A 15,865-nucleotide genomic window follows, 5' to 3' on the forward strand; every position below is an offset into this window, starting at 1 on the left:
ACCGGATTCGGGCTCGCTCCCGGTCCTGTCGGATGGAGGAGCCGCGATGAATCACCTCCCCAACCCGTCGCTTCGTCCGGCCAACGACGATACTAGCCTGATCGCCGCCGGCGTCTATGTCGACGGCCGGCGCGTCGCCGATATCTCCATCGACGAGGCCGGAGCCTGGGCCAAGCGCCCCGGCCACATCGTCTGGATAGGCCTGCTCGAGCCCGACCGCGCCGTGCTGCGGCGCGTCCAGACCCAGTTCCAGCTGCACGACCTCGCCATCGAGGACGCCGAGCATGCGCATCAGCGGCCCAAGATCGAACAGTACGGCGACTCGCTGTTCATCGTCGCCCGCACGGCGCAGCTGATCGACGGCCGCCCCTCCTTCGGCGAGACCCACCTCTTCGTCGGCACCGGCTATGTCGTCTCGGTCCGCCACGGTGCGTCCACCTCCTATTCGGCGGTGCGCGAGCGCTGCGAATCCTGCCCGCGCGCCCTGGCCAAGGGCGAGGACTACATCGCCTATGCCATCCTCGACTTCATCGTCGACAACTATGCTCCCGTGCTGGAGGCCATCCACGACGAGGTCGAGGCGATCGAGGACAAGGTGCTCGCCAACGCCATGCATGCCACCGACATCGAGCGTCTCTACATGCTGCGCCGCGACCTGCTGCGCCTGCGCAATGCGGTCGGCCCGCTGGTCGAGGTCTGCCGGCGCCTCGAGCATGCCGACCTGCCGATGGTGCGGCCGGCGATGCAGCCGCTGTTCCGCGACGTCACCGATCATGTCCGGACCATCCAGGAGCGCATCGATTCGCTGCGCGAGGTGCTGGCCTTCGCCTTCGAGGCGAGCCTCCTGCTCGGCCAGACTCAAGAGACCGCCGTCGCCAAGAAGCTGGCGAGCTGGGCCGCCATCCTGGCCGTGCCGACCGCAGTCGCCGGCATCTATGGCATGAACTTCAAGAACATGCCCGAGCTCGAAATGGCCGACGGCTACTACATCGTCCTCGCCTTCATCCTCGTCGTCTCCGCCACGCTGTACTGGCGTTTCCGCAGGAATGGCTGGCTGTAGGGGGCCTTGCGCCGGCACCTCTCCGGTCCGAGACCGTGCGGCGGACCTTGCCACCCGTTCGGCGACGCATGAACGGTTCGGAGCCGTGTCCACGGCTCGCCCGGCGGCGGACGTCTCGGCGAGCCCCGCGCCCCTGAGAAAGGTGTCAGTCACGGCTGGTCGCCCCACCCTCCGCAGTTGACAGATCGCGTCCCCGGGTATCGAACGGGCGCGACCAACGGGCAGACGGACCATGACAGCTCTGCAATCCTTCGACGAGATCACCAACCCGGCGCAGGGCAAGTCGCGCATCGCCGCCTTGCGCAAGAAGCTGGCCGAGGCCGGGCTCGACGGCTTCGTCGTGCCGCGCTCCGACGAGCACCAGAACGAATATTGCCCGCCCTCCGAGGAGCGGCTGGCCTGGCTGACCGGTTTCGCCGGCTCGGCGGGCGTGGCCGTCGTGCTGCGCAACGAGGCCTCGATCTTCGTCGACGGGCGCTACACCGTGCAGGTGCGCGAGCAGGTCGACACCGGCGTGATCACGCCGCGCCACCTGATCGAGGAGCCGCCTGAGACGTGGCTGGAATCGATGCTGCGGCCCGGCCAGAAGCTCGGCTTCGACCCGCGCCTGCACACCATCGCCGAGGTCGAGCGGCTGAAGGGAGCTTGCGAGCGGGTCGGCGCCGGCCTCATCGCCCTGGCGCAAAACCCGGTCGACGCGATCTGGACCGATCGGCCGGCGCCCCCGCTCGGCATCGTCACGCTGCATGACGAGGCGCTGGCCGGAGAAAGCCCGGCCTCCAAGCTGATGCGCATCCAGGACCGCCTCGGCGAGCTCAAGGCCGATGCGGTCTTCACCAACGACGCCCATGCCGTCGCCTGGGCCTTCAACATCCGCGGCGCCGACGTGACGCACACGCCGCTGCCGCTGTCCTATGTGCTGATCCCGCACAATGGCGAGCCGACCCTGTTCATCGATGGCCGCAAGCTCTCCAATGCCGTGCGCCACGATCTCTCCTCCTTCGCCTCGGTGATCGAGCCCTCGCAGATCGACGCGACGCTGGCGGCGGCGGTGAAGGACAGGACGGTACGGCTCGACCCCAACATGGTGGTCGAGCATTTCGCCCGCATCATCCAGGGCGCCGGCGGCATCGTCCAGCGCGGCGCCGATCCGATCGCCCTGCTGCGGGCGGTCAAGAACGAGGCGGAACGGGCCGGAGCCCGGGCCGCCCAGATCCGCGACGGCGCCGCCGTCACCCGCTTCCTGGCCTGGTTCGCCGAAGCCGCGCCCAAGGGCCGCGAGACCGAGATCTCCGCCGCCGAGGCGCTCGAGGCCTTCCGGGCGGAGAGCGGCGTCCTGAAGGACCTGTCCTTCCCGACGATCTCGGCTGCCGGCCCGAACGCCGCCATCCCGCACTACCGCGTCACGAACCAGTCGAACCGGCGCGTCGAGCCCGGCTTCTTCCTGATCGATTCCGGCGCGCAGTATGTCGACGGCACCACCGACATCACCCGCACGATCAGCGTCGGCGAGCCGTCGGCGCTGATGAAGGATCGCTACACCCGCGTGCTCAAGGGCATGATCGCCATCTCCCTGGCGCGGTTCCCCAAGGGAGCCGCCGGATCGCAGCTCGACAGCTTCGCCCGCCAGGCGTTGTGGGAGATCGGCACCGACTTCGACCATGGCACCGGCCACGGCGTCGGCTCCTATCTCTCGGTGCATGAGGGCCCGCAGCGCATCTCGCGCCTGGGCACCACGCCGCTGGAGGCCGGCATGATCCTGTCCAACGAGCCGGGCTATTATCGCGCCGGGGAGTTCGGCATCCGCATCGAGAATCTCGTGCTGGTCGAGCCGCTGGAGATCGAGGGGGCGGAGCGGCCGATGTTCGGCTTCGAGACGCTGACCCTCGCGCCGATCGACCGGGCTGCGATCGACCCCGCCCTGCTCACGGCGCGCGAGATCGCCTGGCTCGACGCCTATCACGTCCGCGTGCGCGACACCCTGTCGCCGCTGGTGGACGCCAGGACCCGTGCCTGGCTGGAGCAGGCGACGCAGCCGATCGGACAGCTTTCGGACGTAGCGGTGTAAGGGGAGGCCGAACAACCGAAGGGATGAGAAGGCCGGCAGGGACAACCCTTTACCTTGCCGGCTACGAAAAACCTTCACATTACTGCCAAGATCATCGGTGTATAAGCCGTTCAGGGCAAGAACGGAGAACGGCGATGAGAAAATACCCGGCGTTGCGTCCGCGTCTCTATGCCGAGGAAGTCGAGAAGCTGATTCAACGTGTCGCCATCAAGGGTGAACGGATCGACCTGCATGCCGAATCCCGGCGCATCTTCGGCGACAGCGGCGTCTCGATCGACGTCACGATGCAGGAATTGGCGGATGTCGGCGCCCTGATCGACATCCCCGCCGTGCAGGACCACAGCGCCGCCGGCCACTGATATTCAAGGACACGGAACGGATGGGGCCGCCTTCCATACGGGAGGCGGCCCCATCGCTTGCCGCGGTCCCCTCTTGGGGGCGGGCCGCGGCGGATGCGTCCGGATCAGTTGCAGATCTCGATCCGCTGCCAGGCGCCATCGATGCGAGCCCGGGCCCAATGGCAGGCCGCGGCCGGCTGCATGCCCGGGGCAACATAGGCGGGCTGCTGCTGAGGCGGGACGACCACCTCCTGCCGGGGCTCCGCATTGGCCGCCACGGCGCCGACCGTCATGCCGCCGATGCCGGCGGCGACGAGGGCCGGCACCAGCCAGGCCGGATTGGCCGAAGCGGGCGTCGGCAGGGCGAGGGTGTCGGCTGCCAGGGTCAGCGCCGATTCCATCGCGATCAATGCCTTCTTCATGGTGGATCCTCCGAGGTCGTTCGCCGGAAGGGCTCCCCCCTTTCGGCAAGTATCCAGGCCCCGGCCCTGTTCGTCGAAAGCAGCGTGACGGGACCGTCCCGGAACGGACTCGGTTTGGGCGGACTGTGAAGCACCCGCGAATATTCCATGATGATTTCGTGGCGGCCCCGAGCCGTCGGGCCGCCATCCGGAGACGGTGACGACCGCACGCCGATCGATGGATCAGGCGAAGATCTCGGGCGCCACCATGCGATATCCCGCCCGGCAGATGATCCGCAGCGCGTCGGCCTGGCGGGTCACGCCGAGCTTCGCGCAGGCATGCTTGAAATGCGTCCGCGCCGTCTCGCGCGCGATGCCCAGGCTGGCGGCAGCGCCGGTGAGCGTGGCGCCGACGGCCAGCGCCAGCATCACCCGGGCTTCGGCCGGCGTGAACTCGTAGAGCACCCGCAGCATCTCGGCCGAGAGCTGCAGGGGGCTGTCGAGCGCCTCCAGGACCACGAAGACGCGCGGGCCGCCGAAGAACGTCTCCACGGCGCTGCGGCCGGAGGCGATCAGCGTCACGCGCAGCGGGATGCCGTCCCGATCCCGGACGATGTGCGACAGGGTCCGCGGCAGGCGTCGGGCGGCCCAGTGTGGCGCCAGCAGCGCCTCCAGCGCCTCCATTCCCGGCCTGGATTCGATGACGAGCCGCTGCTGCCCGTCGAGCCGCACCCCGCGGCCGGCCGTAGCCAGTGCCTCGCCGAAGCGGTTGCTGCGCACCAGCCGGCGCCCGGCACCGACGACGAAGAGGCCGGTCTGCAGGCTGTCGACCAGCGGCAGCACGGCGCGGAAGGGATCGGCGCCCTCCCGCCGGTAGAGCTCGAAGATCCGGCGCAGGTGCGGCGCAATCCGCCCGAACGTCTCGGCCAGTTCGCGGGTCCTGGCCTCCTCGTCCTCGGCGCCGAGGACGCTGAGGGCGAAAGTACAGCCGTCCTCACGCAGGATCGTCACGCCGACGCCGCTGACGATGTCCTGCGGACGCAGGAAATCGGCATAGTATTCGGTGCGCAGCAGATCCTCGCGCGCCAGCATGCGCTCGGCCGGCGCCCCGAGCCCGACCGGCCGCACCGATGCCTTCGCCATCCACGGGTTCTTCGGAGCGTAGACGCCGTTGTACTTCTCGATCCAGGCCGGATCGAAGCCGGCGCTCAGGCTGAGCGCGCCGGCCCCGGAGGCGATATCGTGGACGAACAGCGACGCATGGCCGTTGGGATGGCAGTCGCGGATATCCGCCAGGAAGGCATGCCAGCGCTCCTCCCCGCCGACGAGCGTGTCATAGATCCTGTCGACCAGATGCATGTCCCGTTCGGGAGCCGAGAGCGTTCTCAGGTCCATGTCGTCCGTCGATCGGCCCGGAGGGCGAAATTTCTTCGAGATGTAGCATTATCCTGTTGGCGAAATTTTGGAAAATGCGCCAATTTGGCCTCAAGCAGCGCCAGGGTGGGCAGGCGCCCCCCGGCCTATCCCCCGATCGGGGGAGGCGCCGGGCGCCCGTCTGCGGCATCATGGTGAGAGCGAGGATGCGCCCGGAGAAGTCCAGACTGTGTCGGCCCTGCGTTCCGATCTGACAAAGACCGCCATCGAGATCAACGAGATCGTCGATGAGGCCGCCTTCGACACTTCCCATTGGCACCGCGTGACGGCCGCCCTCGCCGATGCGGTGCCGGGCAGCAAGCCGTCCTTCGTGCTGCTCGACGACGGGGCGGCGCACACCCTGCCCCTGATCTGGCACGGCTGGGACGATGCGGTGGTCAAGTCGTTCTGCGACCACTTCTCGCACCAGAACCCCTGGGCGCCGGGGATGCATGTCGCGCGCGAGATGGTGCCGATCTCCTCCGAGCGCACGCTGCCGGCCTCACGCTTCCGCCACACCGCCTTCTACACCGACTGGCTGCGGCCGGCCGGCGAGGTGGATGCGGCCACCGGCGTCAAGGTGCTGGAGACCAGCGACCGCAGCGCCTTCTTCTCGCTGCACTACGACGCGACCCGCAGCGACCGGCTGGTCGATTCCTGCGAACGCCTCCTGGCCGCGGTGGCGCCGAACATGCGGCGCTCCCTCGCCGCCGGCCGCGCCCAGGTCACCAGGATCGCCAACCGCACCGACACCGACCTGATCGAGGCGCTGGCCGAACCGGCCCTGCTCGTCGATGCGGCGGGGGTGGTGCTGCACGGCAATGCCGCTGCGGACCGCCTGCTCGCGGACGCGACGCCGCTCGCCATCGGCGAGCGCGGTGTCGCCACCCTGCCCAATCGGGTGCAGCAACGCGAGCTGCAGCGCCGGATCGACGCCGCCTGCACGCTGAAGCGGGTCGCCGACCTGGGCAGCGACGACCTCGTCGTCGGGCCGCAAGGCACCCATGCGCTGGTGATCCTGCCGGTCCGCCAGGAGTTGCGCGCCTTCGACGGCATGGCGCCGCTCTTCGTCTCGCAGGGCCGGGCGATCGTCGTCATCCGTCCCAGGCGCAACCACGGCGCCGTGGCGCGCCACCGCATGATGCACGATTGGGGCCTGACCGAGCGCGAAGCCGCGATCTGCAGCGAGCTGCTCGGCGGCAAGGGCGTCTTGCAGATCGCCGACGCCATGGGCGTCTCCTACGAGACGGTCAGGACCCATCTCAAGCGGGTCTACGCCAAGACCGGCGCGCACCGCCAGGCCGAGTTGGTGACCCTCCTGCAAGGCGGGATATAGCCCGGCCGCCCGCCGGGGCGGCTCCTCAGCCGAGCAGCGCCCGCAGCGCCACGGCCGAGGCCACGCCGACGACGATCGTCACCAGCAGCGGCAGGCGCGTCGCCGCCGCGGCGGTGATCAGCGCGGCCAGGGTCTCGGCCTTCCCGGTCGCCAGCGCCACCGGCGCGATCACGGCGACCAGCACGGCCGGCGGGATGGCGTCGAAGGCCGCCTTGGCCCGGCCGCTCAGGGCAAGGCGCCCGGCCAGGAAGATGCCGGCGATGCGCGTGCCGTAGGTGATGACCGCCATGGCCAGGATCGCGGCCAGGGTCGTGGGGTCGAGGCTCATGCCAGCGCCTCCTCCGGCTCGGCTGCCAGATAGGCCGCCGCGATGCCCGCCGCCGCCCCCGCCGGCACATGCCAGGGCGCGCCGGCGGTGACCTTGACCAGGGCGGCGGTGCCGGCGCTGGCGGCGATGGTCGCGGCCGTGATCCGCCCCTTCCAGAAGCCGGCGATCAGGCCGATGAACAGGGCCGTGAAGGCGAAGTCGGCGCCGAAGCGGGCCGGATCGCCCATCATCGGCCCGATCAGCGCGCCGACGCCGCACCAGATCACCCAGTTCAGGTAGAAGAACACGGTCATGGCGAAATAATAGGCCGGCGTCAGGCGGGTCGCCGCCGCGCGGCGCTCCGACAGCGCCCAGTTCTCGTCGGCCATGGCGAAGAAGCCGAGGAAGCGCTGCGCCGTGGTGAAGGCCGTCGTCTTGGGCGCGAGCGAGGCGCCCATCAGGATATGCCGGGCGTTGATCAGCAGCGTGCCGAAGGCGAGCGCGGCGACGGGTGCCGGCTGCACCCATTGCTCGATCGCCGCGAACTGCGCCCCGCCGGCGAACACGCTGGCCGACATCAGAACGATCTCGAACGGCGACAGGCCCTTGGCCGTGGCGATCGCGCCGAACAGCAGGCCGACGGGAACGGCGGCCAGTGCCGGCGGAGCGATATCGGTGAGACCGGCGCGGACTTCGGAGGCAAGCGACAAGGGCGACTCGCGAAATAGTGACAGGACCCGCGCTGCTACGCCGTCCCGTCGCCGTCGTCTTGGACAAAAGACGCGTCAGGCCCGAAAGGCGCCCGGCGTCACGCCCATGCGCGCCTTGAACACCCGGTTGAGGTGGCTCTGGTCGCAGAAGCCGCAGGTGGCCGCAACGTCGGCCGGCGCCTCGCCGGCTGCCAGCAGGCGCCGCGCCGCGCGGCAGCGCCGGTCGGTCAGGTAGGCGTGCGGCGTGGTGCCGGTCGCCTTGCGGAAGGCCCGCACCAGATGCGCCCGGTTGAGCCCGGCCACGACAGCCAGATCCTCCAGCGTCACGTCCTCGGCAAAATGCTGGTCGAGATAAACCCTGACCCGCGCCACCGGACCGCTCTCCCGGCCGACCGCCGGCATGTCGCCGAACCCGCCCCAGCGCGCCAGCAATTGCGCGAAAAAGCCGGCGAGCAGTTCGTCGCGCTCCAGCAGCGGCCTGTCCGGATCGGCCAGCGTCGCGTGCAGCACCGCCATCCGGGCCGACAGGTCGGCGTCGGCGACCACCGACTGGGCGAAGGCCGGCGTGCCGGTGACCGGCCGGCCGAACACGTCCTCGGCCACGGCGCGCATCAGGTCGACGGAGGGATAGAGCGTGCGATAGACGAAGCCGGCGCCGGCCGGCTCGCCGTCGTGCCATTCGTCCGGACAGACGATGGCCAGCGAGCCGGCCGGGGCATAGCGCCTGGCGCCGCGATGGTTGAAGGTCTCGCATCCCGCCAGGACGGCGGCGACCGCGTAGGTCTCGTGCGTGTGCGGCACATAACGGTGTGTGCGGAAGGTGGCGCTCAGGCCCTCCAGCCCGTCATAACGCGGCTCGCGCCAGAAGCGCACGGCCTCGCCGCGCGCGACGGCGTCCCCCAGCGTGGCGAGGACATTGGACACGAGCATGCCTCCTCCATAGCGCGAAACGCGGCCATGCGCTTGGATGAAAGTTGCGTTCTAGCCCTCCCCGACCCGGCGGAACCACTCGTCCTCGTCGATCACCTCGATGCCGAACTCCTTGGCCTTGTCGAGCTTGGAGCCGGCGCCGGGCCCGGCCACCACCAGGTCGGTCTTCTTGGAGACCGAACCGGAGATCTTGGCCCCGAGCCGGTCGGCCATGGCCTTGGCCTCGTCACGGCTGAGTCGCACCAGCGAGCCGGTGAACACCACGGTCTTGCCCGCCACCGGGCTCTCGGCGCGAGGCTGCTCGGCCGGAAGGACGGTGACCTGTTCGATGAGCCGCTGCAGGATCGCCTGGTTGTGCTCTTCGCCGAAATAGGCGGCGACCGCCGCCACCACGGTCTCGCCGATCTGGTCGATGGCATCCATCTCGGCGCCGGCCTCGGCATCCTTCTCGGCGATGCGCGCCGCCGCCGCGGCGAAGGCCTCCCAGGTGCCATAGGCGCGGGCGAGCTGGCGGGCCGTGGTCTCGCCGACATGGCGCATGCCCAGCGCATAGAGGAAGCGTTCGAAGGCGATCTGGCGCCGTGCCTCGATCGCCGCGAACAGGTTCTTCGACGAGGTCTCGCCAAAGCCTTCCTTGTCCTTGAGCTTCTTGATGTTCCGGGCATCGCGCGCCGCCAGCGTGAAGATGTCGGCGGGCTCGCGGATCGGCAGGTCTCCATCCTCGAAGAAGAAGGCGATCTGCTTCTCGCCGAGCCCCTCGATGTCGAAGGCGCGTCGCGACACGAAATGCCGGAGGTGCTCGACCTTCTGGAACGGGCAGGCGAACTCGCCCGAGCAGCGGCGGACCACGCCTTCCTCGCCGGAGGCCGTGACCTCGCGCACCGTCGGTGTCTGCAGAGAACAGGGACAGGTCTGCGGGAAGGCATAAGGCACCGCGTCCGTCGGCCGCTTTTCCGGGATATGGCCGAGGATCTGCGGGATGACGTCGCCGGCGCGCTGCACGATCACCGTATCGCCGATGCGGATGTCCTTGCGGGCGATCTCGTCCTCGTTGTGCAGCGTCGCATTGGAGACGACCACGCCGCCGACCGTCACCGGCTCCAGCTTGGCCACCGGCGTCAGCGCGCCGGTGCGCCCGACCTGGATCTCGATGCCGCGCAGGATGGTGGTCGCCTTCTCCGCCGGGAACTTGTGCGCCGTGGCCCAGCGGGGCGAGCGCGAGACGAAGCCGAGGCGCTGCTGCAGGTCGAGCCGGTCGACCTTGTAGACCACGCCGTCGATGTCGTAGCCCAGCGTCGCGCGCATCGCCTCGATCTGGCGATAGTGGGCCAGAAGGTCCTCCGCGCCGGCACAGCGCACCATCAGCGGGTTGACCGCAAAGCCCCAGGCGCCGAACACCTGCACCATGTCATATTGGGTGCGGGCCGGCAGCGCGCCGGCTTCGCCCCAAGCATAGGCGAAGAAATGCAGCGGCCGGCTGGCGGTGATGGCCGGATCGAGCTGGCGCAGCGATCCCGCGGCGGCGTTGCGCGGGTTGGCGAAGAGCGGCTTGCCGGCCTCCGCCTGGCGCTGGTTCAGCCCGTTGAAGTCGGCGTGGCGCATATAGACCTCGCCGCGCACCTCGAACACGTCCGGCGCCTCGCCGGCGAGGCTCTTCGGCACGTCGGCGATGGTGCGGACATTGGCGGTAACGTCCTCGCCTTCGGTGCCGTCCCCGCGCGTGGCGGCAACGGCGAGGCGGCCGCGCTCGTAGCGCAGCGAACAGGACAGGCCGTCGATCTTGGGCTCGGCGGTGATGACCAGCGGCTCCCCCTCCGGCCAGGCCAGGAAGCGGCGGATGCGCGCGACGAAGTCGACGACGTCCTCGTCCGCGAAGCTGTTGTCGAGAGAGAGCATCGGCACGCGGTGGCGCACCTTGGCGAATTTCTCCGACGGGGCGGCGCCGACCTTGTTCGACAGGCTGTCGGCGGTCACCAGCGCGGGAAAGCGCGCCTCGATCGCACCGTAGCGGCGGCGCAACGCGTCATAGTCGGCATCGGACAGCGTCGGCGCGTCTTCGCCGTGATAGAGGCGGTCGGCCTCGGCGATGGCCTTGGCGAGCGCGTCATATTCGGCGGCGGCCTCCTCGGCCGTCAGGGTATCGACAGGTTTGGCGGAATTGGGCGTCATGGGCCGGCCGGGCTTGCTCGCGTCCATCGCGGGGAACTGGCTGGAGACGGGCACGGCCGCAGCCTGCCGGGTTTCCGGCACGAACCTAGCACGGCCCGGTGCCGAAAACGATCGCGGGCGGACACGAGGTCCGCCCGCGATGATCAAGCCGGAGGCGCCAGGCGCCCGCCGGCCGCAGACCCGCCGCTCAGGACAGGTGCGCCGCCAGGAACTTGTTCATCTCGAACATGGTCGCGGCCTTCTTGCCGAAGACCTTCTCGAGCTTGGCGTCGGCCAGGATCTCGCGCTTGTTCGCAGGATTCTGCAGCTTGTGGGCCTTGATGTACTCCCAGACCTTGCTGACCACCTCGGGGCGCGGCAGCGCGGCCGAGCCGACGATGGCGGCGAGTTCCGCCGAGGGCTTGAGCGGCTTCATCAGGGCCGGGTTCGGTTTACGCGGGGTCTTTTCAGCTTCGGTCTTGCTCGCAGCTTTCGCCATTCGTAACCTCCTTGAACCAAGGGGGCGAGCCGCTGGGCGACTCACCGCACCGATAGCGCGCCATTGCTCCGTGGAACGGGGGGCGCGTCAATGCTCAATGGCTGCGATTCCGGGCCAAAAATAGGAATCCGGTCGATTTTCCACCAGCAATGCGCATGAAGCCGCGTCTCGACTCCCTCATCGGAGGTATCATCGGAGGACGCAGGACCCCACTTCCCCATCGTCAGGCGTTCCCCCCTCCGACGATGTCCCGCGCCGCCTTTTCGATCAGCATTCGCACCCGTTCGGCCTCCGCCGCCGTCCAGGGACCGCGGCGCATATGCAGCGACTGGCGCAGCGTCCGGAACGCCTCGCGCACCGATTCCGGCGTCGAATGGCTGGCGAAGGCGCTGGCGGCCAGATCCATCCGCGACAGCACGGCCTGCACCGCCGCCTCGTTCTCCCGGAGGAAGGCCTCGCCGGCCGGCGTGACGGTGTAGAGCTTTTTGGCGCTGCCGGCGGTCTCGCCGCGGATAAAGTCCTGCTCCTCCAGGAGCGTCAGCGTCGGGTAGACCGCGCCGGGGCTCGGCGCATAGGCGCCGCCGAACTTGTCCTCGATGGCGCGGATCAGTTCGTAGCCGTGGCTCGGCTTCTCGCCGATCAGCGCCAGCAGCACCAGCTTCAGGTCGCCATGCGCGAAGACCCGCCCGCCGCCGCGGCCGCCGAACCAGCCGCCGCGGGGACCATAGCCGGACGGCCCGTCATCGTCGAAGCCGCCGCCCCTGCCCCAGCGCCCGCCGGGCGCGCAGCCGCGCTCCCACCGCCGCTCGCCCCAGGGGCCGCCATGGGGCCGTTCATGATGTCGTCCAAACATGAGAAATTCTCCGTATCATCTCAAGATATGGTCTTTCGATATATCTAAATCCTGACCGAATCATGGCGGCGGCAACCGGCGAGGCTTCGATCCTGACCACCTGCCGGGTCGGTCCCCGACATCCGCCTGAGCCGGGCAATCAATCCGCTGCACTTTCGGCCGTTGCCGAGGCCGTGGATATCCTCACCCGGCGATCCGCGCTGCTCCTGTGCCGGCCAACCGGCCAGACCTCCTGGATCGCCGCGAACATGAAGGCGGTGGTCAGGCCGAACAGCAGCACACCATTGACGGCTTCCAGCGCCCCCAGCAGCTGCCAGGGCCTGTCGAGATAGAGCCCGGCGTGACCATAGCTGGTAAGGGCGCTCAGGGAATAGAGCACCGCGGACGCAATATCAGGCAATGCTCCCACCGCCAGATAAAGAAGAGCCCAAGCGGCGGCATGAAACGCCAGCAGAATGGTCGCGAGGAGCGTCGTTGTCCCGACGACAAGGCAGAAGATCCACAGAAACTTCCGGCCATGGACAGGACCGGAGAGCGCAGGAACGACTTTCTGCGCCACATACCCAAGAGCGAACACATGGATCACGACCGTCAGGACGATCAGCGGCAGGCTCCACGCCCAATTGAGATCCCAGTTCATCGGTGGGTCCTTAGCTTTCGTTCGCGGATACCTGCCTCAGGCGCGACGCCGGCCGATCCCCAGGTGTCGGGATCGCAAGCATAGGGCGCGTCAAGTCCTGCCCCCACCCTTTATCCCTCCTCGCAAGGTGGAGGAAGGATTCGGGCGTCGCGATGAGGTCGGAACCGAGGCGTCCGGCGCGACCGCAAGCAAAGCGACAGGTGCGGCGTCCAATCGCCCCCCTTTGTTCGGGAAGGCCTCCTTGTGCGCTGGCGGGCGGCCTATGGCCGGAGCGAGGATGCCCTGCAAGCGTCCGTCAAGGCGGATTTGTCTTCCAGACTCGCCTGCTGGTCTTCGCAGTGACCGGCGCCGCCGGCTTCGAAATCGTTTCGACCGACTTCCCCCGATCACCTGATCGAGCTGGTTCACCACCCCTTCCGCCAGCCCCCAGGCCGCCTCCGGCCGCACGGACCGGATCGGCAAGGAGCGGGCCGGCACGCTGCCGGCGCTGGTCGGCCGGCAAAGCGTCAGGGCCGCGGAGCGCTGCGGTCCGCATCATGGCGTCCGGGTCGGACGGCGCCTCGGCCACGGTCGCATCGACCTTGGCCGAAGGATTGCCTCGCAGCGAGGCCAGCGCGCCGGTGCGGGAGTTTCCGGGTTCCGGGTCACCTTGAGATGACAGCCGGTGGGAGGCGGCGCGGCTGCCCCGGAGGGGCAGCCGCGGATGATTCACCGCTCAGGGTATTGCGGTCAGGGTGACGGTCGTCACGCCAGCGGCGAGATTCAGCCCGACTTCGCCCTCGACCGAGAGGGGCTGGAGCGAAAAGGCCCGTCCCGTCCCTCCAACGAGCACGTTTGCTCCCACGCCTGCGCCGACCACGGCGTCAGCACCGACACCGCCGTATTGACCCGCCAACGCACCATGCGGCACGCCCGAGGCCGGCGCGATGACACCCCAAACCAGTCTGCCGGCGCTCACCTCGCCGAGCGCCACGCCATATTCGTCGATCTTGCCGGAATATCGGTCGATCGGGCCTGCCCGGTCCGGCGTGAACGTGCAGGTCATGCTCTGCTTCTGCATGATGATCATGCCGACCCCGGCCGAAACGTCGCAGGCCAGCGTGCCGACCTTGACCGACTCCTCGGCGACGGCGGGCGTTACAAGGGCTACGGCGGCCGCGGCCAACAGCAGTCTTACTGATTTCGTCACATTTGGCTCCATGCTCAAAGTCGGTGCGCCTGTCATTGGGTAATGTCTGCGCTGTGCCTGTCCAGCCCTCTTCAAACAGGACACATGGCTTTCCAGTCCTTTTTCATATCCGCCACCGTCCGGCCGTCGGCGGCCGCCGCATCCGGCGCGAGATCGAGACGGCCGGAACCGGCATCCCGGTCACAGGCCTGTTCGCGGTCAGCATCGGTATGGCGCACGATGCGGACGGGCGGCCGCTGGAGGCCGCCCGTCGTCCGGATCAATTGCCCGGGCCTTTTGCCGCGCCCTCCGCCTCGGACATGCGCTTCTGCATCTCAGCCTTGACCGCGTCGAGATTGAAGCTCGCGCCGCGCTGCATCGGCGGATAATCGATGAAGGTCTGAAGTTCCTTGGCGACGATGTCCTGTACGAACACAAAGCGCCAGAACTGATACTTGAACCAGTCGAAATATTGCTGACCGCCCTCCTTCGTCCCATTGTTGGGCCAGCCGGTGCGCTCGAACGGATCGAGCCGCAGATTGGTGATATAGGGCACGTCGGGATGGGTCTTTTCGCCCAGCCAGCCATTGGGCTGGTCGATGAATCGGAACTTGTAGTCGTCGATGCGCACCGCGCCGACCGTGCTTTCGCCGAGATAGAAGATTTCGTGACGCGCGGACGGACCTTTCCCGGTGATGGCGTCGACCTGGTTGTAGCCGTCGAGATGGTTCTTGTACGTCCGGTCGCCGATCGTCTTGCCCTTCAGCAATTCCTCCGTGATGTTCGGATCGCCGGCCAGGGCGACGAATGTCGGCAGCCAGTCAAGGCCGGAGAAGATGCCGTTCTGCACCGTGTCCGCTGCCACATGTCCGGGCCAGCGCAGGATCGCAGGCACGCGGAAGCCGCCTTCGAGGACCGTCCCCTTGGATTGGGCGAATGGCGTCTGGCCACCGTCCGGCCAGGTGAAGACCTCGGTGCCGTTGTCCGTCGTGAAAAGGACGAGGGTGTTGTCGTCGACGCCCAGGTCGACGAGCTTCTTCATCACGAGGCCGACATCGTCATCGAGCTGGGCCATGCCGGCTTCTTCTTCCGACCAGCCGTTTTCGGAGTTGCGCATCGCCTCGTATTTCGGCGACAGGTGGGTGACGATGTGCATGCGCGTCGGATTGAGCCAGATGAAGAACGGCTTGCCGTCCTTCTTCGCCTTGTCCATGAAGTCGATCGCGAAGTCGCGGATCTCGTTGTCCACCGTCTCCATCCGCTTGGGATAGAGCGGGCCGGCATCCTCGATCCTCTGCTTGCCGACCTTGCCCCAGCGCGGCATGTCGGTCGGGTCGTCGACATCCGTGGCCCAGCTGTGGATCATATTGCGAGGGCCGACCTTGTTCAGAAGATCCTGCGGATAGTTGGGATGGGCCGGGTCTTCCATCGCGTCGAGATGGTAGAGATAGCCGAAGAACTCGTCGAAGCCATGGACGGTCGGCAGGAACTCATTCTTGTCGCCGAGATGGTTCTTACCGAACTGGCCGGTGGCGTAGCCCATCGACTTCAGGACCGTCGCGATCGTCACCGCCTCGGCCGGCAGGCCGACCGATGCCCCGGCTTGACCCACCGTGGTCATGCCGGTGCGGATCGGCAATTGGCCCGTGATGAAATTGGCGCGGCCGGCGGTGCAGCTCGCTTCCGCGTAGTAGTCGGTGAACAGCATGCCCTCCTTGGCGATCTTGTCCAGATTGGGCGTTCGTCCGGCCATCATGCCACGATGATAGGCACCGATATTCCACATGCCGATGTCGTCGCCCATGATGACGACGATGTTGGGTTTCTTGGCCTCCTGGGCCGTGGCGGGGACGGCGGCGCCGAAGGCGGCGAGGGCAAGCCCGCCGGCAAGCAGCCCGCATAGGTGCGACAATCGCGATCGTGTGGTCATCTTGCAAGTCCCTCCTAGATTTGTTGGATACGGACACTGCGCGTCTCGAAAATCCCGCCTTGCA

General features: G+C 68.2%; 16 protein-coding genes. 4 read left to right on the forward strand and 12 right to left on the reverse strand.

The annotated features are described in order from the left end of the window. Positions 1-46 precede the first annotated feature (46 nt). The 3 genes from AC27L4_RS10080 (at position 47) to AC27L4_RS10090 (ending at position 3,487) form a co-directional block, all read left to right on the forward strand. Positions 47-1,060: a magnesium and cobalt transport protein CorA gene (locus AC27L4_RS10080; RefSeq protein WP_487141990.1), complete on the forward strand. Its 1,014-nt coding sequence runs from the start codon at positions 47-49 to the stop codon at positions 1,058-1,060. A 232-nt stretch (positions 1,061-1,292) separates the two neighbouring features. Then, positions 1,293-3,128, forward strand: a complete 1,836-nt coding sequence (locus AC27L4_RS10085) for an aminopeptidase P family protein (protein ID WP_487141991.1) — start codon at positions 1,293-1,295, stop codon at positions 3,126-3,128. Between the two features lie 134 nt (positions 3,129-3,262). After that, positions 3,263-3,487, forward strand: coding sequence for a hypothetical protein (locus AC27L4_RS10090; RefSeq protein WP_487141992.1), 225 nt, complete (start codon positions 3,263-3,265; stop codon positions 3,485-3,487). Between the two features lie 104 nt (positions 3,488-3,591). On the opposite strand, the gene AC27L4_RS10095 is transcribed toward AC27L4_RS10090, so the two are convergent. Together AC27L4_RS10095 and AC27L4_RS10100 are read right to left on the reverse strand one after the other, a co-directional pair. Next, positions 3,592-3,888, reverse strand: a complete 297-nt coding sequence (locus AC27L4_RS10095) for a hypothetical protein (RefSeq protein ID WP_487141993.1) — start codon at positions 3,886-3,888, stop codon at positions 3,592-3,594. Between the two features lie 222 nt (positions 3,889-4,110). Then, entirely contained in the window at positions 4,111-5,262 is a 1,152-nt protein-coding gene (locus AC27L4_RS10100) for a helix-turn-helix transcriptional regulator (RefSeq protein ID WP_487141994.1), read from the reverse strand. 208 nt (positions 5,263-5,470) lie between these two features. On the opposite strand from AC27L4_RS10100, the gene AC27L4_RS10105 reads away from it, so the two are divergent. Continuing rightward, positions 5,471-6,616, forward strand: coding sequence for a helix-turn-helix transcriptional regulator (locus tag AC27L4_RS10105; protein ID WP_487141995.1), 1,146 nt, complete (start codon positions 5,471-5,473; stop codon positions 6,614-6,616). 25 nt (positions 6,617-6,641) lie between these two features. Here AC27L4_RS10105 and AC27L4_RS10110 read toward each other — a convergent pair whose 3' ends face one another. The 10 genes from AC27L4_RS10110 to AC27L4_RS10155 form a co-directional block, all read right to left on the reverse strand. After that, positions 6,642-6,944, reverse strand: coding sequence for an AzlD family protein (locus tag AC27L4_RS10110; RefSeq protein ID WP_487141996.1), 303 nt, complete (start codon positions 6,942-6,944; stop codon positions 6,642-6,644). Further along, positions 6,941-7,633 (reverse strand): AzlC family ABC transporter permease, encoded by a 693-nt coding sequence (locus AC27L4_RS10115; protein WP_487141997.1) that lies wholly within the window; start codon positions 7,631-7,633, stop codon positions 6,941-6,943. Before AC27L4_RS10115 ends, AC27L4_RS10110 begins: the two co-directional genes overlap by 4 nt. Before the next feature lie 75 nt (positions 7,634-7,708). Continuing rightward, positions 7,709-8,563: an AraC family transcriptional regulator gene (locus tag AC27L4_RS10120; protein WP_487141998.1), complete on the reverse strand. Its 855-nt coding sequence runs from the start codon at positions 8,561-8,563 to the stop codon at positions 7,709-7,711. Positions 8,564-8,614: 51 nt separating this feature from the next. After that, a complete protein-coding gene (ligA, locus tag AC27L4_RS10125; protein ID WP_487142913.1) occupies positions 8,615-10,759 on the reverse strand; it encodes an NAD-dependent DNA ligase LigA in 2,145 nt (714 codons plus the stop codon). Between the two features lie 160 nt (positions 10,760-10,919). After that, the gene (locus AC27L4_RS10130) at positions 10,920-11,210 is read right to left on the reverse strand and encodes an SWIB/MDM2 domain-containing protein (protein WP_487141999.1); all 291 of its coding nucleotides are present in this window, start codon (positions 11,208-11,210) and stop codon (positions 10,920-10,922) included. 223 nt (positions 11,211-11,433) lie between these two features. Further along, entirely contained in the window at positions 11,434-12,063 is a 630-nt protein-coding gene (locus tag AC27L4_RS10135) for a PadR family transcriptional regulator (RefSeq protein WP_487142000.1), read from the reverse strand. A 139-nt stretch (positions 12,064-12,202) separates the two neighbouring features. Then, complete coding sequence (locus tag AC27L4_RS10140; protein WP_487142001.1) at positions 12,203-12,703, reverse strand: hypothetical protein; 501 nt, start codon at positions 12,701-12,703, stop codon at positions 12,203-12,205. A 715-nt stretch (positions 12,704-13,418) separates the two neighbouring features. Next, positions 13,419-13,904, reverse strand: coding sequence for a DUF992 domain-containing protein (locus tag AC27L4_RS10145; RefSeq protein WP_487142002.1), 486 nt, complete (start codon positions 13,902-13,904; stop codon positions 13,419-13,421). Between the two features lie 59 nt (positions 13,905-13,963). Continuing rightward, positions 13,964-14,155 (reverse strand): hypothetical protein, encoded by a 192-nt coding sequence (locus AC27L4_RS10150; protein ID WP_487142003.1) that lies wholly within the window; start codon positions 14,153-14,155, stop codon positions 13,964-13,966. Then, positions 14,152-15,801 carry an arylsulfatase gene (locus AC27L4_RS10155; RefSeq protein WP_487142004.1) on the reverse strand — a complete coding sequence of 550 codons (1,650 nt, stop codon included), beginning with the start codon at positions 15,799-15,801 and terminating at the stop codon, positions 14,152-14,154. Before AC27L4_RS10155 ends, AC27L4_RS10150 begins: the two co-directional genes overlap by 4 nt. Positions 15,802-15,865: the final 64 nt, after the last annotated feature.

The organism is Labrys sp. Lb11 (assembly GCF_057554225.1).